The sequence below is a fragment of the Yoonia sp. 2307UL14-13 genome (assembly GCF_037572755.1).
In the GTDB taxonomy this organism is placed as follows: Bacteria; Pseudomonadota; Alphaproteobacteria; order Rhodobacterales; family Rhodobacteraceae; genus Yoonia.
In genome coordinates this window covers 93,052-116,357 of record NZ_JBBIFZ010000005.1, presented here as the reverse complement: position 1 = coordinate 116,357, position 23,306 = coordinate 93,052, and the positions used below count along the sequence as shown (strand labels likewise).

Annotated in this window: 23 protein-coding genes; 17 read left to right on the top strand and 6 right to left on the bottom strand. The window is 58.9% G+C overall.

Annotated features, from left to right (window positions below):
• Positions 1–22 precede the first annotated feature (22 nt).
• The 4 genes from cobU to V8J85_RS13695 are packed head-to-tail and all read left to right on the top strand — an operon-like array spanning position 23 to position 3,437.
• Positions 23–544, top strand: coding sequence for a bifunctional adenosylcobinamide kinase/adenosylcobinamide-phosphate guanylyltransferase (gene cobU, locus V8J85_RS13710; protein WP_339954317.1), 522 nt, complete (start codon positions 23–25; stop codon positions 542–544).
• A complete protein-coding gene (locus tag V8J85_RS13705; RefSeq protein WP_339954316.1) occupies positions 541–1,119 on the top strand; it encodes a histidine phosphatase family protein in 579 nt (192 codons plus the stop codon). Before cobU ends, V8J85_RS13705 begins: the two co-directional genes overlap by 4 nt.
• 60 nt (positions 1,120–1,179) lie before the next feature.
• Complete coding sequence (locus V8J85_RS13700; protein WP_339954453.1) at positions 1,180–1,869, top strand: glutathione S-transferase; 690 nt, start codon at positions 1,180–1,182, stop codon at positions 1,867–1,869.
• Positions 1,870–1,922: 53 nt separating this feature from the next.
• The gene (locus tag V8J85_RS13695) at positions 1,923–3,437 is read left to right on the top strand and encodes a YifB family Mg chelatase-like AAA ATPase (protein ID WP_339954315.1); all 1,515 of its coding nucleotides are present in this window, start codon (positions 1,923–1,925) and stop codon (positions 3,435–3,437) included.
• 340 nt (positions 3,438–3,777) lie between these two features.
• Here the strand turns inward: V8J85_RS13695 and gshB are convergent, their stop codons facing one another.
• From gshB to rsmI, 3 genes are all read right to left on the bottom strand, one after another.
• Positions 3,778–4,722: a glutathione synthase gene (gene gshB, locus V8J85_RS13690; protein WP_339954314.1), complete on the bottom strand. Its 945-nt coding sequence runs from the start codon at positions 4,720–4,722 to the stop codon at positions 3,778–3,780.
• Positions 4,723–4,790: 68 nt separating this feature from the next.
• Positions 4,791–5,168, bottom strand: a complete 378-nt coding sequence (locus V8J85_RS13685; RefSeq protein ID WP_339954313.1) for a YraN family protein — start codon at positions 5,166–5,168, stop codon at positions 4,791–4,793.
• A complete protein-coding gene (rsmI, locus tag V8J85_RS13680; protein ID WP_339954312.1) occupies positions 5,165–6,025 on the bottom strand; it encodes a 16S rRNA (cytidine(1402)-2'-O)-methyltransferase in 861 nt (286 codons plus the stop codon). The genes V8J85_RS13685 and rsmI overlap by 4 nt, the downstream gene beginning before the upstream one ends.
• Before the next feature lie 103 nt (positions 6,026–6,128).
• Here rsmI and V8J85_RS13675 point away from each other — a divergent pair, with 103 nt between their 5' ends.
• The 4 genes from V8J85_RS13675 to murJ are packed head-to-tail and all read left to right on the top strand — an operon-like array spanning position 6,129 to position 12,417.
• Positions 6,129–7,307: a penicillin-binding protein activator gene (locus V8J85_RS13675; RefSeq protein WP_339954311.1), complete on the top strand. Its 1,179-nt coding sequence runs from the start codon at positions 6,129–6,131 to the stop codon at positions 7,305–7,307.
• Positions 7,267–10,077, top strand: a complete 2,811-nt coding sequence (locus tag V8J85_RS13670; protein WP_445285907.1) for a [protein-PII] uridylyltransferase — start codon at positions 7,267–7,269, stop codon at positions 10,075–10,077. The genes V8J85_RS13675 and V8J85_RS13670 overlap by 41 nt, the downstream gene beginning before the upstream one ends.
• Positions 10,074–10,847 carry a hypothetical protein gene (locus V8J85_RS13665; protein ID WP_339954310.1) on the top strand — a complete coding sequence of 258 codons (774 nt, stop codon included), beginning with the start codon at positions 10,074–10,076 and terminating at the stop codon, positions 10,845–10,847. The genes V8J85_RS13670 and V8J85_RS13665 overlap by 4 nt, the downstream gene beginning before the upstream one ends.
• Before the next feature lie 10 nt (positions 10,848–10,857).
• Positions 10,858–12,417 (top strand): murein biosynthesis integral membrane protein MurJ, encoded by a 1,560-nt coding sequence (murJ, locus tag V8J85_RS13660; protein ID WP_339954309.1) that lies wholly within the window; start codon positions 10,858–10,860, stop codon positions 12,415–12,417.
• On the opposite strand, the gene V8J85_RS13655 is transcribed toward murJ, so the two are convergent.
• A complete protein-coding gene (locus V8J85_RS13655) occupies positions 12,405–13,085 on the bottom strand; it encodes a rhomboid family intramembrane serine protease (RefSeq protein ID WP_339954308.1) in 681 nt (226 codons plus the stop codon). The two genes, murJ and V8J85_RS13655, sit on opposite strands and share 13 nt — an antisense overlap.
• A gap of 88 nt (positions 13,086–13,173) precedes the next feature.
• On the opposite strand from V8J85_RS13655, the gene trpS reads away from it, so the two are divergent.
• Genes trpS through V8J85_RS13630 form a run of 5 tightly spaced genes read left to right on the top strand, consistent with a single transcriptional unit; the run spans position 13,174 to position 17,097 of the window.
• Complete coding sequence (trpS, locus tag V8J85_RS13650) at positions 13,174–14,190, top strand: tryptophan--tRNA ligase (protein ID WP_339954307.1); 1,017 nt, start codon at positions 13,174–13,176, stop codon at positions 14,188–14,190.
• Positions 14,191–14,193: 3 nt separating this feature from the next.
• Positions 14,194–14,655 carry an Lrp/AsnC family transcriptional regulator gene (locus V8J85_RS13645; RefSeq protein ID WP_339954306.1) on the top strand — a complete coding sequence of 154 codons (462 nt, stop codon included), beginning with the start codon at positions 14,194–14,196 and terminating at the stop codon, positions 14,653–14,655.
• A 12-nt stretch (positions 14,656–14,667) separates the two neighbouring features.
• On the top strand, positions 14,668–15,375 hold the full coding sequence (locus tag V8J85_RS13640) for an acylneuraminate cytidylyltransferase family protein (protein WP_339954305.1): 708 nt from the start codon (positions 14,668–14,670) through the stop codon (positions 15,373–15,375).
• A complete protein-coding gene (locus tag V8J85_RS13635) occupies positions 15,368–16,159 on the top strand; it encodes an SDR family NAD(P)-dependent oxidoreductase (RefSeq protein ID WP_339954304.1) in 792 nt (263 codons plus the stop codon). Before V8J85_RS13640 ends, V8J85_RS13635 begins: the two co-directional genes overlap by 8 nt.
• Entirely contained in the window at positions 16,153–17,097 is a 945-nt protein-coding gene (locus tag V8J85_RS13630; RefSeq protein ID WP_339954303.1) for a Gfo/Idh/MocA family protein, read from the top strand. Before V8J85_RS13635 ends, V8J85_RS13630 begins: the two co-directional genes overlap by 7 nt.
• 231 nt (positions 17,098–17,328) lie before the next feature.
• Here the strand turns inward: V8J85_RS13630 and V8J85_RS13625 are convergent, their stop codons facing one another.
• Positions 17,329–18,036, bottom strand: a complete 708-nt coding sequence (locus tag V8J85_RS13625) for a fused DSP-PTPase phosphatase/NAD kinase-like protein (RefSeq protein ID WP_339954302.1) — start codon at positions 18,034–18,036, stop codon at positions 17,329–17,331.
• 133 nt (positions 18,037–18,169) lie between these two features.
• Here V8J85_RS13625 and V8J85_RS13620 point away from each other — a divergent pair, with 133 nt between their 5' ends.
• Positions 18,170–19,201, top strand: a complete 1,032-nt coding sequence (locus V8J85_RS13620; protein ID WP_339954301.1) for an N-acetylneuraminate synthase family protein — start codon at positions 18,170–18,172, stop codon at positions 19,199–19,201.
• Between the two features lie 15 nt (positions 19,202–19,216).
• Here the strand turns inward: V8J85_RS13620 and V8J85_RS13615 are convergent, their stop codons facing one another.
• Positions 19,217–20,185: a glycosyltransferase family 8 protein gene (locus V8J85_RS13615; RefSeq protein ID WP_339954300.1), complete on the bottom strand. Its 969-nt coding sequence runs from the start codon at positions 20,183–20,185 to the stop codon at positions 19,217–19,219.
• Between the two features lie 70 nt (positions 20,186–20,255).
• Between V8J85_RS13615 and V8J85_RS13610 the strand changes: the two genes are divergently transcribed.
• Genes V8J85_RS13610 through neuC form a run of 3 tightly spaced genes read left to right on the top strand, consistent with a single transcriptional unit; the run spans position 20,256 to position 23,306 of the window.
• On the top strand, positions 20,256–21,074 hold the full coding sequence (locus V8J85_RS13610; RefSeq protein WP_339954299.1) for a glycosyltransferase family 25 protein: 819 nt from the start codon (positions 20,256–20,258) through the stop codon (positions 21,072–21,074).
• A complete protein-coding gene (locus V8J85_RS13605; RefSeq protein WP_339954298.1) occupies positions 21,067–22,185 on the top strand; it encodes a hypothetical protein in 1,119 nt (372 codons plus the stop codon). Before V8J85_RS13610 ends, V8J85_RS13605 begins: the two co-directional genes overlap by 8 nt.
• Positions 22,182–23,306: a UDP-N-acetylglucosamine 2-epimerase gene (gene neuC, locus V8J85_RS13600; protein WP_339954297.1), complete on the top strand. Its 1,125-nt coding sequence runs from the start codon at positions 22,182–22,184 to the stop codon at positions 23,304–23,306. The genes V8J85_RS13605 and neuC overlap by 4 nt, the downstream gene beginning before the upstream one ends.

Below are 23,306 nucleotides of genomic sequence, written 5' to 3'. Positions count from 1 at the left end.
TTGGATCAAAGAAAGTTGCGTGATGACGTTGCCAAAATTGACAATGGTGCTAGGCGGGGCTGCCTCGGGAAAATCCGCTTTCGCGGAAGCGCTTGTTTTGCAGGCAGGAATTTCACCCCTATATGTCGCGACCGCACAAGCATTCGATGATGAGATGTCCGTGAAGATACGGCGCCATCAGGCGCGTCGCGGCGATGATTGGGACACGGTCGAGGAACCGTTCGAACTGGCAACGTTTCTTGGCACACTTGATGAAACCAGGATCGTTCTCATAGATTGCGCTACGCTGTGGCTGACCAATATCATCCTCGATCACCGCGACATCGCGGCAGAGACAACAGCGCTGATCTCGGCTTTGCGCGTGTGCGCTGCCCCCGTCGTCATCGTTTCGAACGAGGTCGGCTATGGCATCGTCCCGGAAAATGCGCTGGCCCGCAATTTTCGGAATGCTCAAGGGACGCTCAATCAATCCATCGCGGCCGAGGCCGACCGCGTTATTGCCGTGATGGCGGGGCTGCCGATCGCATTGAAGGGGCAGTTGTGACCCACCTATGGTTCGTCAGGCACGGGCCCACACATGAAAAGCGATTTGTCGGCTGGCGGGATGTACCCGCAGATTTGTCCGATCACGCGCAACTTGCGCGGCTCGACGCATATCTTCCCCGCGAGGCTGTGATCGTCGCATCCGATCTGCAAAGGGCCTCTGCAACCGCTGACGTAATATCGGCGGGCCGGTCAAGACAACCGGATGATCGGGACTTGCGCGAATTCGACTTCGGACGATGGGACGGGAAATCATTCGCCGAAGTCAGCGCGATGGACCCGGCCCTCAGCCGCCGTTTTTGGGAGGAACCGGGTGATATCGCGCCGCCGGACGGAGAAAGCTGGAACACCGTCGCCGGACGGGTGAATGGCGCGATCGACTCTCTGGTCGATCAGAATATCGGCCAGCATATCATCGTCGTCGCACATATCGGTGTCATCATGACCCAGATACAACGCGCCAACGGGGGTGACGCCTATGCGGCGATGGGCCACCAGATCGATAATCTTTCAGTTACCGACATGCGCTGGACCGGTACGTGCTGGGCTCTTGGAATGATCAATCACGTTCCGTGATGGCCGACTTCAAGAATGACCATTATGAACGACCGTCCCGACCGGGATATCGTTCGCGCCATGACGTACCAGATTTACATCGGCGATCGCACGTTCAGCTCTTGGTCATTGCGTGGCTGGCTGATGCTGGAAAAATTCGGGCTGGACCATCAGGACCACCAGGTCGGCCTTTACACCGGCACCTATCGGGATGAACTGGCGCATCTTGTCCCTGCACGTACGGTGCCCGCGATGCAGACACCCGAAGGCCATGTCCTGTCCGACAGCCTGGCGATGGCCGAAACACTGGTCGAGCGTCACCCGGACATCGATCTTTACCCCCGCGATCCTGGCGCCCGGGCTTTGGCGCGATCCATCTGTGCCGAGATGCATAGCGGTTTCACCGCACTGCGGGCGGAATGCCCGATGATCATCCGACATCGCTGGACGGGGTTCCAGCCATCGACCGCGACGCTTGATGATCTGGGGCGCATAGAAACACTTTGGGCGTTGGCCAGGGGCAGGCACGGTGGCGACGGACCGTGGCTCTTCGGTCGATATTCGCTGGCAGATGTATTCTACGCACCTGTCGCCTGCCGTATCATCGCCTATGATCTGCCTGTTTCAAATGAATCCATGGCATATGTGCAAACGCACCTTCAAGACCCCGCTTTTTTCAAATGGCGTGCGGCCTCATTGTCCGAAACGTTCGATCCATGGCCCTACACCGTGGATCTGCCGCAAAAGCCGTGGCCGGGCGATCCTGGTTAACCATTCCTAAACCACGCCCATCTACCCGTTAATCATTAGATGGGAGTTCCGGCATGGTTGCCAAAACCTATACGGTCGCCTTTGAAGGGATCGAAGCACGACTGGTCGAGGTGCAATGCGCCGTAACGCCGGGCGTCCCGGCCTTTTCGGTCGTCGGCTTACCGGACAAAGCGGTGTCCGAGGCCAAGGAAAGAGTGCGCGCCGCCCTGACGGATATGGCGATCGCGTTACCGTCCAAGCGGATCACGGTGAACTTGTCCCCTGCCGACCTGCCGAAAGAGGGTTCGCATTTCGACCTGCCGATCGCACTTGCCCTCCTCGCTGCTCTCGACATCGTACCGCGCGAAGACGCGGAAAACACAGTGGCCTTGGGGGAATTATCGCTGGACGGCGCGCTTGTGCCGGTCGTCGGCGCGCTACCCGCTGCAATGGCCGCCGCGGAAGAGGACCGGACGCTGCTTTGCCCGCAAGCCTGCGGGGCGGAGGCCGCATGGGTCGGCGCGGCCAACGTCATCGCCCCCGCATCGCTGGCAGGCGTCGTCAGGCACTATACCGGCCAAGCGGTCCTCCCTCCATCCGAACCGGGCGAAGTCCAAAGCACCGCCAAACCGCGCGACCTGTCCGAGGTCAAAGGACAGGAACGCGCCAAACGCGCAATCGAAATCGCCGCTGCGGGCCGGCACCACCTGCTGCTTGTCGGTGCGCCGGGATCAGGGAAATCCATGCTGGCTGCGCGCATCCCCGGTTTATTGCCACAGCTTACCCCGGCAGAGGCACTGGAAACCTCAATGATCCATTCCCTGTCCGGTCTGCTGGACGAAGGGGGCATCAACCGCGAACGCCCGTTCCGGGAACCGCACCACACAGCTTCGATGCCCGCCATCGTCGGCGGTGGCCGCACGGCCAAGCCGGGTGAGATCAGTCTGGCACATAACGGGGTACTCTTCATGGACGAATTCCCCGAATTCGCCCGCACCGTCCTCGAAACCCTGCGGCAACCGATCGAAACGGGCGAGGTCGTCGTCGCGCGCGCCAATGCGCATGTGCGTTACCCTTGCCGCTTCATGCTGATCGCGGCAGCAAACCCGTGCAAATGCGGACATTTGGCGGACCCGGCGCGCGCCTGCGCAAGAGTTCCACATTGCGGTGAAGAATACATGGGCCGCATATCAGGCCCATTGATGGACCGTTTCGACCTGCGGGTCGAAGTACCCCCCGTCGCCTTCACCGACCTCGACCTGCCCGAAAGCGGGGAAAAATCAGCCGACGTCGCCGCTCGGGTTGAGAAAGCGCGCCAAATGCAGACCGCACGCTATCAGAACCACGCGAGCGTTCGGGTCAACGCAGATGCCGAAGGACACCTCCTGGAAGAGATTGCGACGCCGGATACCGAGGGGCGTGACCTTTTGACGAAAGTCGCCGAGCGCTTTGGCCTGTCCGCCCGCGGCTATCATCGGGTGCTACGTGTCGCGCGCACCATCGCTGATCTGGAAGGGGCCAAAGACGTCCGCAAACCCCACGTGGCCGAGGCCGTTGGCTATCGGTTGGCGTTGTCCAAAGAGGTCTGAGGAACCGTCGAAACCCAATCATCACCGCGCGCGCCAAACTAGAAATGATACAGCGCCACCCGGAACATCAGCCAGACGAAAGACATCATCCTCGCCCGCACCTTGCCGACAATGTGGGACCGCTTCGGATATTAGTTTTGCCAACGTCGATCCAACATCGATTTAATGACGACGAAAATCATCAGTCTGCTTGGTCAATGGACAGATCATTGAAAGACCGGGACATGGATTCGCACCAAAATCTCGAATGCCCTGGGCCTGTCGTTCGGGTGACCAGGCCAGGCACAGCATGGGGCGAACGCCATAGCGAAGGCCCAGATTCAAAAGGCGGTGGCGCATGTCAGGCGGCGCGGCGTCCTTCGATCGCCTGCCAGATCTTTTCGGCCACGTTGATCCCGTCGAACCGCTCAAGTTCCTGAATGCCGGTGGGCGAGGTCACATTGATCTCGGTCAGCCAGTCGCCGATGACGTCGATACCGACGAATATCTGGCCCTTATCGCGCAGCAATGGACCGATCCGCGCACAAATCTCTTTATCGCGATCGGTCAGGTCCACCTTTTCGGGCCGCCCACCTACATGCATGTTCGACCGCGTCTCACCAGCCGCAGGCACACGGTTGATCGCACCGACCGGTTCACCATCCACGAGGATCACGCGTTTGTCGCCCGCAGACACGGCGGGCAGGAATTTCTGCATGATCAACGGCTCGCGATTAATGCCCGAAAACAGCTCGTGCAGCGACGCAAGATTGCTATCGCCCTCTTTCAGCTTGAACACCCCGGCTCCGCCATTGCCATAAAGCGGCTTGAGGATCACGTCCCCATGCGTCGCGTGAAATGCCTTCAGCGTCTCCAGATCACGGGCGATCATCGTCGGTGGGATCAGGTCGGGGAACTGCAGGACCAACAGCTTTTCCGGATAATTCCGTACCCAGAATGGATCATTCACCACCAGCGTATCGGGGTGAACCATATCCAGGATATGGGTCGTCGTGATGTATCCCATGTCGAAAGGCGGATCCTGCCGGAGCCAGATCACATCCATCTGCGCCAAGTCGATGACCTGCTCATCCCCTAACGTGAAATGGTCGCCTTTCTGCCGTTTCACCTGCAACGGCCAGCCGCGCGCGACGACCTTGCCTTGATCATAGGCCAGCTTGTCGGGCGTGTAGTAGAACAGCTCATGACCGCGCGCCTGCGCCTCTTCGGCGATGCGAAAGGTGCTGTCGGCATCGATATCGATAGGACTGATCGGGTCCATCTGAAAGGCCACTTTCAACGCCATGCTCCACCTCTTCCATTTCGCGGTCGAATGTTAAATGGCGAAGTTGCACGCAGGGCGCAATGCTTTGTTCAGGCTTCCATAAAGGCGTTTTCCATCACGTTCACGGCACCATGCGCGTCCACCAATGCCAGATCGAACCGCATGTCGGTCAGCAATCCGCGCGGTTCGCCTGCGACGAATTCGGTCGCGGCGGCGCAAATCCGGTCCATCTGGCGCCGGGACAGCCGGGTCGACGCGGTCGCGAAATCGCGGCTTTTCTTGACTTCGACAAAAATCAAAGCCTCTCCATCGCGCACGATCAGATCAATCTCGCCCGCCTTACCGCGCCACCGTTGCGCCGCGACGACATAATGGCGCCGGGTGTAGTCCCGTGCGACGATATCCTCTGCCGCCTGCCCGCCAAAGTAACCCTGCCGCCCGGTTTCCGCGGTTTGCCGAAATGTCATGTATCGTCCTTCATCCGCAACGCGGTCTGATAAACATCGCGACGCGGCAGGCCCATAGCACCCGCCACCACCGTCGCTGCATCCTTGACCCGCATGGTTTTCATGGCCTCTCGCAATGTTGCCTCGACATCGGCGTCACTGGTGGCGACCGCAACCGGTTTACCGACCAAAACCACCAACTCGCCCTTCACCTTTCGTTCCTGAAAAGCACCGGCAACCTCCGTCAAATTGCCGCGCGTCACCTCTTCGAATCGTTTCGTCAGCTCACGACAGACGACCGCCTGCCGCTCGTCACCGAACACTTCGCGCAGATCGCTTAACATTTCGCCAATACGCTTGGGGCTTTCGTAGAAAACCAGGGTAAAAGGCAGCGCCTTCAGTTCGGCCAGTTCGGTCCGGCGTGCTTGTTTCGCCGCCGGTAGAAAACCGACAAAGGCGAAACGATCGCTGGGTAAACCGGAAACCGTCAACGCCGCCAGCACTGCAGATGCGCCTGGGGCCGTCGTGACTGGCAGGTCGTTTTCGATCATCGCGCGGCCCAGTTCATATCCCGGATCGGCCACCAACGGCGTGCCTGCCTCAGAGACATAGGCGACGGATTTGCCGTCTTTGACTGCCGTGACCAGTCCCATGATCGCGCCATCAACGCTGTGATCATGAAAGGCGATCACCTTTCGCCCATTTAGCGGCACCCCGTGGATTTCCATCAACTTTCGCGCCGTGCGCGTATCCTCGGCCGCGATCAGATCGGCGGTCGCCAGAACATCCAGCGCCCGCAAGGTGATGTCCCGCGCAGTCCCGATCGGCGTCGACACGAAATAGAGCCCGGCGGAGAGTGGCTTGGTCGGTTGATTCATCGCTGGACCCGCGTGCCCCCATCTTTATGATGCCCCTGAATAACGAGAAGAGCGGGAGAGGTCATCCCGCTTCGTTCGCAACAGTTTTCGGGGGATCGTTTTAATGCATGCTCGTTCTATCGTTTGGCGCAGCCTGGCCCTGCGCGTTTTTAGTGCCCTATCACTTTTGTGGCTGGCGGCCTGCGACACGACAGCCTTGTCGCCCAATGCCAATGTCGGCCCGCAAATCGACGCCGAAGCCCCGGTGCAGGTTGCCCTTTTGGTCCCCGGCGGTTCCGGCGCGGGCAGCGATGCGTTTTTGGCGCGGAACCTGGAAAATGCGGCAAGGCTGGCCATCGCCGATCTGGATGGGGCAGATATCCGGCTGCAGGTCTATAACACAGGCGGAAACCCCGCCGTCGCCGCCGACGTCGCGCGGCGTGCGGTGGATGAGGGGGCCCAGATCATCCTCGGACCGCTTTTTGCCGAGGCCGCCGTTTCGGCGGGGGTCGCCGTCGCCGACCGGAACGTGAATGTGCTGGCGTTTTCCAATAACCCAACGATCGCTGGCGGAAACGTCTTCGTGCTCGGGGCCACCTTCGACAACACTGCCAATCGCCTCGCGCAATACGCCAGTCGTCAGGGGATCAGCCGCTATCTTGTTGTCAATGGCGATGATGTCGGCGGCAATGTCGGACGCAACGCGATTACATCCGCCGTCCAAAGAAATGGCGGACAGGTCATCGGAAACGAAAGCTATTCGCTATCCCAACAGGGGGTGGTTTCCGCCGCAGGACGCATAGCAGCCGCCGCACGTAATGCCGACGCGATCTTCATGACCGCATCCGTCAATGCAGAGCTGCCAATTCTCGCCACCTCGTTGCCAGAGGCCGGTATCGACACAAGCACCACCCGTTTCATCGGTCTGACGCGGTGGGATGCCGCCCCACAAGCGCTCGCCTTGCCAGGACTGCAAGGCGGATTATTCGCCGTCCCGGACCAGGGACGGGCCGGTCTGTTCGCCAACCGCTACTCAGCGACCTACGGCGAAGCGCCCCACCCTCTTGCAGGTCTCGCCTATGACGGGATCGCCGCCATCGGCGCTTTGGTCGCCGCCGGAAACGAGAACGCGCTGACCAAAGCCGCATTGACCACGCCACAGGGCTTTCAGGGCACATCGGGCGCATTCCGCCTTTTGCGCAACGGTCTGAACGAACGCGCCCTTGCCGTCGCAACCATTCAAAACAACCAGGTCGTGATCCTTGAACAAGCGCCAAGAAATTTCGGCGGCTTCGGCTTCTGATCCAGTCGCCACTGCGGACGACAGCGCGCCGGACAATCTCATTTGTCCGGCGTCGGTCATTTTTGATGGCAGCGCCGTGCGAGCCACCATACTGGATGAACTGGGCGATCTGACGGCCGAACAGGACGTCAGACGCACAAGTGTAAGCATCCTCAAAAAGGCACGGTCTGAGGGGCGTGAAGCGATCGCCGACGCATTTCGCGCTGCGCCATTCAAAGCGCGGGCCACGACCCGCGCTTATAGCTGGCTGACAGATCAGGTCATTCAGCAGGTCCTGCACATCGTAACGACGATATTGCACCCGCTACCCAATCCGACCGAGGGCGAAAGGCTGTCCGTGATCGCCGTCGGCGGCTATGGACGCAATGAAATGGCCGGGTTTTCGGATGTCGATCTGCTGTTTCTGACGCCCTACAAGATCACGCCATGGGCGGAAAGCGTGATCGAGTCGATGTTGTACATCCTGTGGGACCTAAAGCTAAAGGTCGGCCATGCCAGCCGTACGATCAAAGACTGCATCCGGCTTGCACGCGAAGATTACACGATCCGCACATCGCTTCTCGAATATCGCTACCTGGCAGGTGACCCCGACCTCGCGACACAGCTTGGCGATCAACTGCGCCGGGATCTGTTCCGCAACACGGCCTCGGAATTCGTCGAGGCGAAGCTGGAAGAGCGGGCCGAACGACATCGCAAACAGGGCGGCCAGCGCTACGTGGTCGAACCCAACGTGAAAGAGGGCAAAGGCGGGCTGCGTGATCTGCAATCGCTGTTCTGGATCAGCAAATACGTCAACGACGTGCAGGATGCGGCGGACCTGATCGATCTGGGTGTCTTCACACAGGATGAATTCGAAACCTTCATCAAGGCACAGGATTTTCTATGGGCCGTGCGCTGTCATCTGCACCTGATCGCGGGGCGGGCCATGGATCAGTTGACCTTTGACCTCCAGGTCGAAGTCGCCAATGCGATGGGCTATACCGATCAGGGCGGCAGGCGCGGGGTCGAGCATTTCATGCAGGCTTACTTTCGGCATGCCACCAAGGTCGGCGAGCTGACCCGCATCGTGTTGACCGCGCTCGAGGCGAACCACACCAAGGCCGAACCCATGCTGGTGCGCCTCCTGACACGCCGCAAGCGGGCGAAGCCGCCCTATGCGATCAAGCAGAACAGGCTGACCGTCGCCGACGAAAAGGCCTTCTTCGACGACAAACTCAATATGCTGAGGATTTTCGAAGAGGCATTGCGCACAGGCACGCTGCTTCATCCAGATGCCATGCGCCTTCTTTCGGCCAATCTTGACCTGATCGACGATGACTTTCGCGAGAACAAGGAAGCACAGCGCACATTTCTCGACGTCCTGCTGAAACACGGGAACCCGGAACGCGGACTGCGGCGCATGAACGAACTGGGCGTACTTGATGCCTTCATCCCCGAATTCGCACCGATCGTGGCGATGATGCAATTCAACATGTACCACCACTACACGGTCGACGAACATACGATCCAATGCATCAGCAACCTCGCACAGATCGAACGGAAAGAGCTGATCGAGGAACTGCCCGTCGCGTCCGGCATCCTCGAACGCGGCGTGAACCGCAAGGTTCTTTATGTCGCCCTTCTTCTGCACGATATCGGCAAAGGCCGCCCCGAGGATCATTCGATCCTGGGCGCGCTGATCGCCCGCAAGGTGGCACCACGCCTTGGCCTGAAGAAAAAGGAATGCGAAACGGTCGAGTGGCTGATCCGCTATCACCTGCTGATGTCCGACGTCGCGCAGAAACGCGACATCTCCGAACCGCGGACCATCCGCGGTTTTGCGAATGCGGTAAAGTCGGTCGAGCGGCTTGACCTTCTGACCGTGCTGACGGTCTGCGACATCCGCGGCGTCGGCCCGGGCACGTGGAACAACTGGAAAGCGGTGCTGATCCGCAACCTTTACAAGGCCACCAAAAACGCCCTGCAGACCGGAATCGAAGATCTCAACCGCGAAGCACAGGAAACCGAAGCAAAGCGCGCGTTGCGCGACGCACTGGCAGATTGGACACCCAAGGACATCAAGTCCGAAATCGGGCGGCATTACGGGCCCTACCTGCAAGGCATGCCGCTGTCAGCACAGGTCGTCTTTGCCGGTCTGCTCCGCGATATCGCCGATCACGAAATCCTCGTCGATCTGATGCCCGATCAGGACCGCGACGCGACGCGCGCCTGTTTCGCCATGGTCGACCATCCTGGCCTTTTCAGCCGGATGACCGGGGCGCTTACCCTTGTCGGCGCGAATATCGTCGACGCACGGACCTACACGACCAAGGACGGCTATGCCACGGCCGTATTCTGGATCCAGGACAATGACGGCAACCCCTTTGAAGAGGCGCGATTGGCACGACTGCGTCAGATGATCGTGAAAACGATCAGGGGCGAGGTCGTCCCCCGCGACAAATTCAAGGAAAAGGAAATCAAGAAACGCGAACGCGCCTTCAAGGTGCCGACCAACATCACGTTCGACAACGATGGTTCGGACATCTACACGATCATCGAAGTTGACACCCGCGATCGCCCCGGACTTCTGTTCGATCTCACACGAACGCTTGCGAACAACCACGTCTACATCGCCTCAGCCGTCATCGCGACATACGGAGAGCAGGTTGTGGATACATTCTACGTCAAAGATATGGTCGGACTGAAATATCACTCCGAGGCGAAACGGGACGCGCTGGAACGCAAATTACGCCACGCGATCACACAAGTGGCAGAGCGGGCGGGGGCATGATGAAACGTTTTGTCATGGCAGCGATGATGACGCTGGTTGCTGCATCGGCGTTCGCCAACCCGCCCTATCGCAATTCCGTCGCGTCCAACGATATCGCCTTCATCACGTCGGACGACCCGAACAATTTCAACTGCGTGGCCTTCATCGAAACGGGCGAGCGTGAAATGCCGAAAGGGCCGCAGGACGGACTTTTCGCCGAGGCTCATGTTTATGAGGCCCGTTTCGACGACGGCTTGAACATCGAATTATGGGTGCATCACCAACTTGGTGATCTTGCGGTGGGTTATGCGGGAAAGGTCGGCCTGGCCATGGGGCATCTGCCGACCCGCATGCGGCAAACGCTGAACCATGTCGTGATCCTGCCGGGCGATGAGGCCGCGTTCGAGGAAGCGGGTGGCGGTTTCTTCGGTATGTTCGCGGGCAACATCGACACCCGCATCAGCAACGACGACCTCGAAGAAACTGTCTTTCATGAAACCGTCCATGTCGCGTTGGATCGCACATTGGGGCGCGGCGCTGCGTGGCGTGCGGCGCAGCAGGCCGATGGCGATGCCATCACCCGATATGCCGCGGAAAATCTTGATCGGGAGGATTTGGCCGAAAGCGCCCTTTTCGCCTATGCTTATCATGCGACACCCGGACGGCTCGACGACAGCGTGGTAAGAAACATCCACGACCGGATGCCGAACCGGCTGGAGGTGCTACGGCAGGTCTTCGAAGAGAACGGCCCTCGCTTCCAGCAAATCGCCCCAGCCAAACCTTGCAGCTAAGTCCTCGCCCATGAAACCGATCCGCCTGATGGCAGGCTTCTTTACCGTCGGCATCTGGACGCTGCTCAGCCGCGTCCTTGGCTTCGCCCGCGACATCATGATCGCAGCCTTCCTTGGCACGGGGCCAGTGGCCGAGGCCTTCCTGATCGCCTTCTCCCTCCCCAACCTCTTCCGCCGCTTCTTCGCCGAGGGCGCATTCAACATGGCGTTCGTGCCCATGTTCTCGAAAAAGCTGGAGGCGGATGACGGCGCACACAAATTCGCGCAAGATGCCTTTGTCGGGCTGGCAGGGATCCTCACCATCTTCACCATCATCGCGGTCATCCTGATGCCCGCTTTGGTCGTTATGATGGCGAGTGGGTATCTGGGAACGGAGCGGTTCGACCTCGCCGTCTATTACGGACGGATCGCCTTTCCTTACATCCTCTTCATCTCGCTCTCGGCGCTGCTCTCCGGCGTTCTTAATGCGACGGGGCGTTTCGCGGCAGCGGCGGCGGCACCGGTGCTGCTCAACATCATTTTCATCATCGCCCTCCTCGGCAGTGCCGTTTTCGGCAACAGAGCGCCACCCCAGATCGGCACGGCCCTCGCTTACGCAGTCCCTGTCGCGGGCATCGCGCAGATGATGCTGGTCTGGTTCGCTGCCAAGCGGGCGGGTTTTGCGCTCTTACCCGGCTGGCCGACTTTCACGCCAGAGCTCAAACGGCTCGCCATCATCGCGGCCCCCGCAGCCCTGGCGGGTGGTGTCGTCCAGATTAATCTGCTCGTCGGGCGACAGGTCGCCAGTTTCTTCGATGGCGCGGTAGCCTGGCTGAACTATGCGGATCGCCTTTACCAACTGCCCCTCGGCGTTGTCGGAATCGCCATCGGCGTCGTCCTATTGCCCGACCTCTCCCGCAGGCTGCGTTCGGGCGATGACGCGGGCGGACGCGACGCCTTCAACCGCGCGACCGAGGTCAGCCTCGCCCTGACGGTCCCGGCCGCAATCGCGCTGATGGTCATACCCCTGCCCCTTGTCAGCGTTCTTTACGAACGCGGCGCGTTCACCAGCGATGACACGGCAGCCACGGCCATCGCGGTCGCGATTTATGGGCTGGGCCTGCCCGCCTTTGTCTTGCAAAAGACGCTGCAACCGCTTTATTTCGCCCGCGAAGATACAAAGCGGCCGTTCTACTACGCCCTCGTCGCACTCGCGCTTAATGCAGCCTTGGCGATCGGGCTGTCGCCCCTCATCGGTTTCACAGCAGCAGCCATCGGAACGACGCTGACAGGCTGGGCGACGGTGGCGCTATTGTGGCGTGGGTCACGCCGCATGGGCAGCGCTGCACAACTGGACGCGCGCTTCAAGCGGCGTGTGTGGCGCATCCTTCTGGCCGCGATCGGCATGGGCCTGATCCTGGCCTTCGTCGCCACCGTCATGAAACCGTTCTTTGGCATTGCGGGCATGCGCTATGTCGCGCTGGTCCTGCTCGTCATCATCGGCATGACGAGCTATTTCGCACTGGGCCACATGGTGGGCGCATTCCGACTGTCCGAGTTTCGACAGGCCATGCGGCGTCAGGAACGCTGACGCATCCGCGCCACGAAAGCGGTCCAACCGCCCGGTGCAAGAATCATAGATATGGCAAAGCCACCCACAAATCCTGCCAGTTCAGCAATCCAAGTGGGTGTCGCGCCAAAAATCACTCCGTAGATCAACTGGATCACCAACAGGACCCCGATCAAACGAAAGGCCAGCACCTGGTTTTCGCCCGCTTCGGACAGACGCAACCACAGCGCATATGTGTAGGCACCGATCAGACCGTAGACCGGGGGAAATCCACCAAATAGCGGGTAAGTGCCACCAGCCAACAAGCCGAAAACAACGGCTCCAAACACACTGGCCACCAGATACACGATCAGCACACGCATGCCGCCGTAATACTCGCCCACGAATTTGCCCAGGGCCAGCGTAAGCGCCGCGCAAAAGGCCACCTGGGTCGGTTCGGCGTTTATGAAGGGATAGGTGACGAACCGTTTCAACAGATCGAACGAAAAGTTGCCTTGAAACGCGACCAGATCGAACACCCGGGCGGAAAAACCGTAATCACTGACAGCCTCCAACCGCCAGCCCACCCCTTGCGGCCCCCCGATCATCCCGTAATTGGCTAATTGAAAAATCACCTCGATCCCAACAATCACCAAAGCCAGCAGCAAGACCGCGGCGGGGATGGTGTTCAGCGGGCTTTCTGGCTGCATCTGTGCATCTCGGGCTGTTGAAGTTGACGGGTCGCTCTGGCATGGGTATGCGACGCCAGCCACGAAATCCAGCCCTCGGACCCACCTTATGAGCGACAAGAAATTCACCCCGCGCGTCTTTTCCGGGATCAAGCCGTCGGGCGGCCTGCAACTGGGTAATTACCTCGGCGCGATCAAGCGTTTCGTGCAAATGCAGGACGAGATGGAGACGGTCTATTGCGTCGTCGACCTGCACGCGATCACCGTCTGGCAGGACCCCAAAGAGCTGGCGAATGGCACGCGAGAGGTCGCCGCGGGTTACCTCGCCGCCGGGCTTGATCCGACCAAATCCATTCTGTTCAACCAGTCGCAAGTCGCCGCCCATGCCGAGCTGGGCTGGATCTTCAACTGCGTCGCCCGCATGGGCTGGATGAACCGCATGACGCAGTTCAAGGACAAGGCCGGGGCGAATGCTGAAAAGGTCTCTTTGGGCCTTTATGCCTATCCTTCGCTGATGGCGGCTGACATCCTGCTTTACCACGCCACCCACGTACCTGTGGGTGAAGATCAAAAACAGCATGTGGAGTTGACTCGCGACATCGCGGCCAAATTCAATCACGATTTCAAGACCGATTTCTTCCCGATGACCGAGCCGATCATCGACGGCCCCGCCACCCGCGTGATGAACCTGCGTGACGGGACCAAGAAGATGTCGAAATCCGGCGAAAGCGACATGGAGCGGGTCAACATGACCGATGACGCCGACACGATCGTGAAGAAATTCAAAAAGGCGAAGACGGACCCGGAACCTCTGCCGGATACTCTTGAAGGCCTGAAAGACCGGCCCGAGGCGCGGAACCTGGTCGATATCTACGCCGCACTCAACGACAGCACGCCGGACGCCGTGATAGGTGAATATGCCGGTGCCGGATGGGGCAGGTTCAAACCCGCTCTCGCAGATCTTGCCGTATCGAAACTTGCACCTATAGCCGACGAAATGGCGCGACTGATGGATGACCCAACCGAAATCGACAAAGTCCTGAAAAACGGTGCTGATCGCGCGCGTGCCATCGCCGATCCGGTCCTCGCGCAGACCTACGATATCGTCGGTTTCCTGCGCAGCTAAGTGATGGCGGTCTCTCTGGATGATATCGACCGCAAAATTCTGAAAGCCCTGCAAAAGGACGCGAGCGTCAGTATGGACGGGCTCGCCGATCAGATCGGCCTGTCGCGTAACGCCTGCTGGCGGCGGGCAAAAGCGCTGGAGGCGTCCGGTTTCATTCGTGGTCGTGTCGCCCTTGTCGATGCGGCCAAGGTGGGCTGCGGCCTGTCGGTCTTCGTCTTGATCAAGACGGCGCAGCACGACACGGACTGGCTGGACCGGTTTGAACGGGCTGTCACGGGCATGCCGGAAATCATGGGCGCGCACCGGATGGCGGGCGAGCTGGATTACATCCTGCGGGTGCGCGTTGGCAGCGTCGATGAATATGACGCCTTTTATCAACGGCTGATCAGCAAGGTGCCCGTCGCCAACATCTCGGCCAGTTTCGTGATGGACGATATCAAGGATACGACGGAATTACCGCTCTAAAGGGGACAGCGAATGATCATCGGCCATATTGGCGCTCGGGCGGGCAGCAAGGGTGTCCCGAACAAGAACTTTCGGATGCTGCATGGGAAACACCTGATCGATTGGTCGCTGGATCAGTTGGTGGAAAGCGACCGGGTGAATCACGTGGTGGTCTCGACCGACTCGCAGGACATCTATGATCATGCAGTGGCAAAGGGCTGCTTGCCCATGGGCTTACGCCCTGCTGAACTGGCCTCCGACACGGCGGCCAAATGGCATGTCTGGCAGCATGCCTTGGGCAAGGCTGAAGAGATGGTTGGGCCAGCGACGGCTTTCCTCGATCTCGACTGCACGTCTCCTTTGCGCAGCCCGGATGATATTCCTGCTGCACTTGACCTGTTCATGGCGGAAGAGCCCGACATGGTCATGTCCTGCTGCGAGGCCCGCAAGAACCCTTACTTCAACCTTGTCGAGCCGGACGAAACCGGCGCGTTGAAGGTGTCCAAACCCTTGCCCGGCGGCGTTGTCGCCCGCCAACAGGCGCCGACGGTCTATGAGCACGCGGCGTCCACCTATGTCGTCAAACCGGATTATCTGCGCAGCGCCGGCGGCCTGTTCGAGGGCCGCGTCATCCCTTACCTGATGCCGACCGAACGCTGTGTGGACATCGATAGCCCCTTTGATTTCAAGCTGGTAGAGTGGCTCTTGGGCGAGCAATTAAAGGGGCAGAGCAATGCATGAGCAACTGAAAGGCCGCACGGTCTTTATCACGGGGTCGGGGGGTGTTCTCGGGTCCACCTATGTGCAGCGGATGCTGGAGGCCGGGGCGCGCGTTGTTGCGTCTGACCTAAAGGGGCATCGGGCTGATACTTTGGTCGAAAGCCACGGCAGTAACGAGAATTTCCGTTTCTACGATCTGGATGTCAGCGTCGAGGATGAAGTCGTGACCATCTTTCAACGGATCATGGGCGACGGGTGGGAACCCAATGTGATCCTCAACAACGCCGCGATTACAGGCGAGCTGCTGATGGGCGCAGGCAAGTCCTTTCCCGACTTTGCCAATACGAGCGTCGAGGATTGGGAAAAGACCCTGCGCACCAACATGACCGGCGCGTTCATGATCGCCCGCCAGATGGACCGGGATATCGTTGGGAAGTACCCGGCGACCCTGATCAACGTGGCCTCCATGTACGCCCTTAACGGACCGCACCATCAGATTTACGAAGGGATGCCGTTCAAGTCTTTCTCTGCTTATTCCGCGACCAAAGCCGGGATTCATGGACTCACGCTCTGGCTGGCAGGCTATTGGGCAAAACGTCATGCAACGGTGAACACCATCGCGCCGGGGGCTGTATTCAATGGCCATTCAGATGAATTCCAGCGCCGTGTGGGCGAGTTGATCATGGCGGGCCGCATGGCGCAGCCGGATGAGATCGCAGATGCCATGCTGTTCCTCTGCTCGGAACAGGCGGGCTATATGACCGGGCAGTTGGTCAATGTCGATGGCGGTTTCAGCGGATGGTGACCGACACCTTTCTGGTGATCGGGGCCGGATCGATCGGGAAAAGGCATGCCGGGAACCTGGCGGCGCTGGGGGAAAAGGTCGAGTTGATCCCCTACCGATCATTCGATCATGCCGCGATTGGCAAGCGTAACGACGTCGCAGGTATGGTCATCGCGACGGCAACGCCTATTCGTTTGGACCTGATCACCCTTTGCGCCGAGAAAGGCTGGCCGTTCTACGTTGAAAAGCCGTTGGCGTGGACGACCGAACAAGTTGATGCGCTTTATGACGCAGCCGCTCCGGTCGCCCATCGCAGTGTCATCGGTCTGATGATGCGCTATCACCCTGCCATCCGCACTTTGGCAGCGAGGGATTTGTCCAACATCTACAGCTTTGCCTTTGAGATCGGGCATGACGTGCGGCAATGGCGGGCGAATTGGTCTTTTGCGGATAGCTACGCCTCTGACGCCGAAGGTGGGGGCGTTCTGCTGGATCTGTGCCACGAACTGGACATGGTGCATGCGCTGTTCCCCGATGCCGCCGTTGGTACGGCGCAAAGCCTTGACCACGCCGATTTCCCGCGGGTGGATTTCGCCACGCGGGTGAACCTGTCGGCGCCGCTAGGCACGGTTGCGATGGATTACCTTTCGCCGGTCAGCATCCGCAACGGCAGTCTGCGCGGGCGGGAGCAGGTGATCGACCTCGACCTGTTACACCCGACGCTGCGTATTCAGGACGGCGATGGAGACCGGACACAGGACTTTACCTTTGAACGAAACGATATGTTCCTAGGGCTGATTGCTGACTTTGTGGCTTTGTCGAAAGGGGCGGCGCCTTCGGACAATCCTCTTTTTCCGCGATTCGACCGGATGCGGGGGAGTTGTGATCTGGTGGCAAGCGCGTGGCAGGCCCGTCAGTTCGTGGGCCAAGTCGGTGTCGATTTTGCCGCCAAACCTTAACAGATTGCTAACTTTTGGACGGATTTTGGTGAAAAATTGCGATGTTTTCTGAAAAATCAACCTAACTTTCTGAATATAAACATATTTTCCCGAAATCCTCGTGTCGGAAATGCGTCGGACAAACGTCGGACTTCCGTCGGACCCCGCCGCACGCTGCGTGGGCTTTGCATTAACGAATTGAGCTTAATGATACCGGCGCTGCCAAAGCGTTAATCCTACGCCCGCCCGACGTTAACGCCAACCCTGCCAGAACCGTAGCGACGCCTGTTTTGCGTCGAAACTGGCCTGCAACGCATCCGCATCATATTCGGTCGCAATCCAATCACGAATATCGATCGGGTCTTGGGCATTGCGTGCCTCATACACATCCAAGAAATGATCCAGAATACCGGTCCTGATGCGCCGGATATGCAAGTAGCGAAAGCTCAACTGCTTGCGCGCCTCTTTCACCGATTTGCCTTCCTGCACCATCATATAGAGCGCGGCGGCCAGCCCCGTGCGATCCGCACCCGACTTGCAATGCATAAGAAACGGGCGGTCGATCTCTTCAAAAACATCGAGCAGCAACGATAGTATATCACGCAGTGGCGCAGACCTGGCACCCATATGAACAGTGATCAGGTCAAGGCCAAGCTGTCGACAGCTTTCTTCCTCGAACAGATAATGCGGCTGTTTTTGCACGCCGCGCAGGTTCAGCACCGCCTTGATCCCCATCTTGGCATAGCGTTCAAAGCGTTGATGGTCCGGGTGGTTCGACCGATAGGCCCCCGGCGCGAATTCTTCGAAATTGTGCCAATATCTCCGCAGCACACCATGATCGAGCCACTTGTAGTGCCACAGCGACCGCCGCCGTTCTTTGGGATCGGTGATGTCGTGCCCGAACGAGGCGCGAAACGCCTGTTCCTTTCGTTCGAGATACTTTTGCAGTCTGCCGATCATCGGGGGTTGCACATCTGTGGTCACTGCGCTGTCACTTGGCGTATCGGCGACGTCATTGCAATGGCAGGTAGGATTTGCGCTGCGTCAGGAAGTTTCCTAAACACAGGCGCAGCAACTGCGGGGAACAGCCATCATGAACATTGCCGGACGCGACATCGGGCCAGACCATCCCCCCCTCGTCATCGCCGATATCGGGATCAATCACGGGGGCGATCTGGCGGTCGCGAAAAAGATAGTGCGCCTTGCGGCAGGTGCAGGATGCGAGGTGATAAAGCACCAAACGCATATCATCGAAGACGAGATGACCGAGGAAGCCAAGCAGATCTTCCCCCCGAACGCCGACGTGTCGATCTGGGACGTGATGGCCGCCTGCGCGCTGTCGCTGGATGAAGAGGCCGAACTGAAGCGGTATACCGAAGAACTGGGGATGATCTGGATTTCGACCCCATTTTCCCGCGCAGCCGCAAATTTCCTGCACGATCTGGACGTACCCGCATACAAGATCGGGTCGGGCGAGGCCGACAATATCCCGCTGATCCGCCACATCGCGAGACTGGGCAAGCCGGTGATCATGTCGACGGGTATGCAAAGCATCGACACGATTCGCGCGTCGGTCGATATTCTGGAGCAGTCGGGCGTGGAATATGCGCTGTTGGAGTGCACGAACCTTTATCCCTCGCCGCCTGAAATCGTTTCACTGCAAGGCGTGACCGATCTGAAGAACGCTTTTCCGAATGCGGTTGTCGGCTTTTCGGATCATTCCATCGGGCCGGAAATGGCGCTGGCCTCGGTCGCGCTGGGTGCTTGCATTCTCGAACGGCACTATACCGATACCCGCTATCGCAAGGGCCCCGACATCATCAACTCGATGGACCCGTCCGAGCTGCGGCATATCATCGACCGGTCGCGCGAAATTCATACCGCGCTGCACAACCCGAAAGAACGGACGAGCGCCGAGGAAGACGTCTATCGCTTTGCCCGTGCCTCTGTCGTTGCGGACACGGACCTGCCTGCCGGGCATGTCATCACCGAAGCCGACATATGGGCGCGGCGCCCGGGATCAGGCGAAATCGCGGGCTATGATTTCGACAAGGTTGTCGGCAGGACGCTGCACCGCGCGGTCACGCGGAATACGCAGCTGAAATGGAAAGATTTTGAAGAATAAAGGATGGCAACGGCGTTACTCCGGCGGAAGCGCGCGCCGGATATCACCGCCATTTTTATTGTATGCCCGGACAAAAACAGGTGCCTTGAACAGGTGCTTTAGCACAACCGAAATCACCTTTTTCACCTGAAGTTGGCGCGGATATCCTCCCATTTTCACCTCTAAATCGGGGTAATGCGTTGTCAGGAACCGTCGCGCCACCTCGCGATACGCGGCGGGCAACTTTCCCGCGGGATCGGTCCAGGGTTTTTGATCCGATATGAAATGAATGATCTGAACATTGACGTACATTTCAAACATCGGTCGAACCACGGACCACTGCCAATTCCAGGCGAGGTCAAGGCAAGCCCAGTTTCTTTGCAGCGCAAGATTCAGAACGGTCTGATCGAAATACAGTTTGTCAGAGCCGTACTTATCAAACTGCGCAATGCATTTTTCCTTGATCTGCTGGTCAAGGAAGGTCCCGGTATCGATAAGCAACACTCCGGAATTGAAGTACGATCCGGTCATGCCGACATTTTTCTGGTCGAATGTACTTTTGCCGGGTCTTTTCAGCTTTAGCGAATCGCTGGCAGCACCCACCGGCGCGCCATGCAGGTCGATCGAAAAGATCGTCCCGATATCTTCGCCGACAACCATCGTGTCACAATCAAGATACAGAATGCGATCGTAGACGCCTTCGAATACCTCGGCCAGAATGATCCGCAGATACGCCGCATGAGAAAAGCGGGCCGATGTCGGCAGCCCCGTAAAGGCCGATTGCACGTCGACCTCACATGTTCTGATGTCACCGTTGGCCACCGCTGCGGGCGGTTCCAGCCGTTCCTGTGAAACGATGCAGATATCGAAGGCGCGGTCAGGCGTTGTCCGCAAAAGCGTGTGAATTGCCAAGGCCGCATAAGGCAAGTATTTGGCGTCGCAGCAGAAAACGACGGCATTTCGGTGTTGCGGGGGACGGTTTTCATGGACCAAAACGGCTTTCACGGTATCGACCTTTTTGATAACAACATGCGACGTTGATTGCGGAAAATCAGGCGATTTAGGGCGAAAGACCATGAATACCGGGGGCTTACAAGGGCGTATCGACGGCACGAGCCCGACCTTCGCCGACCTTGGTGTCTGGCTGATCAACCTTGATCGCGATACCGACAGATTGGCCGCCATGGATCGACAGCTGGCCAAAATGGGCATGGCTTATACCCGTTTTCCGGCAATCTATGGCAAAGACTGCGCGGCAGCGCTTGCTGAAAATGTGGATGCGGACGCCTATGCCCGGAACATGGGCAGCCCGATCCTGCCGGGAAAGATGGGCTGCTATGCCAGCCACCTGGCCGTGTGGGACAAGTTTCTAAAGTCTTCGCACGACATCGCGCTTATCCTCGAGGATGATGTGGTGTTTCATGATGATTTTCTGGAAAGCGTCGGTGTCGCGCTGGCCCATGCGGATGATTGGGACCTGATCCGGTTCAACTGCATTCGGGCGAAGCTGCCGATCGTTCAAAAGACATGCGGAGATTATCGGCTGAATGCCTATCTGGGTCCTTTCACCGGAAACGCGACCTATCTGATCCATCGTCACACCGCCGAACGCCTGACGCCACATCTCTGGCCACAGACACGCGCTTTCGATCATGAACTGAACCGGTTCTTTGTGCATGACTATCGGCAACTGGGGTTGGAGCCTTGGTCGAGCCACCCCGATGACGGTGGGGTGTCCACGATAACGGGGAAGGGCTTTGGGCTGGTCGACAAACCGGCCTGGTATCGCCGCTTGCCGCATTATCGGCTGAAGGCTGCGAACTATTTTCGGCGGGGCTATTGGCTGATGCGGCAGGGGATGCTTTGGCCACGCAAGGCGCCGCATCATGATTGAAACACTCAGCACCCTTCGGGTGCCCGAGGGGGCCGGACAACGCCGGGACGCACCGCCGCGATGCAGGGTCACGAACGATGCGTTCTGGGACACCTACGACACCAGCACGCTGATCTACGATTGTGTTTATTCTCCCGACGAACGGAAGTTGCGGCTGTATTGTCCGAAGCTGTTCAATCTGGAAAGCCTGCTGACGCAAACCGTCTTTGCGGTCGACGGCACGCAGTTGGGTGGTGGAAAATGGCAACGATCCCGGCATCTGGATGTCGTCGAATACAGCGATGTCGCGCCTGCGAACGAACTGCATTGCGCCATGCCGACGGGCGATCGCGTGCTTGCCGTCAATACAGTCGACCGGCGGCTGGACGGGCTGAATACCCTCTACACGTTGTCCAGAAACAACGACCTGATGTGGATCGGGGACTGGGCCAGGTTTCATGTGGCGCAACACAAGGTCGAGGCGATCGTTTTCGTCGACAACGGAAGCGACAGGTATTCCACTGATGAGGTTGCGGATACCCTCAAGACGGCCACCAACCTAAAGAAAATCATCGTTTTGGACGCGCCACTGCGGCATGGCCCGCGTTCGCACACATGCACGTCGTCCGGCGATGCCAGGTTCTTTCAGACGTCGATCATGAACATCTGTTTGAACCGCTTCATGTCACGGTCACGCGCCGTTCTCAGCATCGATGTCGACGAACTGGTCGTGCGGAAAACAGATGTGACAATCTTCGATGCGGCAAGCGACAGCAGGCTGGGCCTGAGTATGTTCGATGGGCGGTGGCATTATGCGGATCAGCGGATATCGCCTGTTCGGCACGCGACCCACTATCTCTATCGCGATGGCGAAGCGCCCTGCCCCACCAAATACGCGATACGTCCGAAAGGGCTGATCGCACGTGGCCGGCAAATGGAGGTCCACAGCCTGTCGAACGTCAATCGTCGTCTCTACCCAAGCGATAAACGCTTCTATTTCGCGCATTGCCGTCAGATTTCGACAAACTGGAAATCCACCCGCCAAAGCGACAGTACCCAAGATTTGTCCGAGGATCCGTTGCTGAAATCCCAGTTGTCCGCTGTTTTTCAACCGTCATCGGAAACCACATGACCCGATCTCTTCTTTTCGTCACGGGCACACGCGCCGATTTCGGCAAGCTGGAACCCCTTGCCATCGCCGCCTGCGATGCCGATCACGACGTGTCGTTCTTTGTGACCGGAATGCACATGTTGGCCCGATACGGCCTGACGAAACTCGAGGTGCAGCGCGTCTCGGGCGTGCCGACGCATGAGTTTCTCAATCAGCGGCCCGGCGACCCACAGGACATGATCCTGGCCAAAACGGTCATGGGCTTTTCCGATTTCGTCAAGGAACACCGCCCCGACCTCGTGATCATACATGGTGATCGGGTCGAGGCGCTGGCCTGCGCGCTGGTCTGTGCGACGAATTACATCCCCTGCGCTCATATCGAAGGCGGCGAAGTATCGGGCACGATCGATGAGATCTATCGCCATTGCAACAGCAAGCTGGCGGCGCATCATTTCGTATCATCCGAGGATGCGGCGCGGCGGGTCAAGCTGCTGGGCGAGGCGGATAGCCATATCCATGTGATCGGTTCACCCGAACTGGACTTTCACGCCGGACCATCGGGCGTCACGATCGACAAGGTCAAAGATCGCTACGCCATCACGGCGGATGATTTCGGCATCTGCGTGTTTCACCCCGTCACATCCGAGGCCGACACGATCGGTACGCAGGCCAAGGCACTGTTCGATGCGCTGATGCAATCGGGTCGATATTTCGTCGTGATCGCACCCAATAACGATCCCGGTTCGGCCGACATTTTCGCGCAGATCGACCAGTTACCAAAGGACCGCTTTCGCGTCCTGCCGTCGATGCGGTTCGCACATTTTTCAGAGCTGATGAAAAACGCTGCCGTCATGGTCGGCAATTCGTCTGCCGGAGTGCGCGAGGCCCCGTTTATCGGGCTGCCGTCACTGGACATCGGCACGCGGCAGACGAACCGGGCAAAGGCATCGTCGGTGTTTTTCGCCGATGCCGCAGAGGCGGAAGGGATCGCGCAGTTTCTGGCGACGCAATGGGGCAAAAAGTATCCGCGTGATGCTGCCTTTGGTGGGGGCAGTGCCGCCGAAAGATTTGTCAATGCGCTGTCACAAGATGCGTTCTGGACCGCGCCCATGCAAAAGACCTTTCAAGAGACGACCGACTGA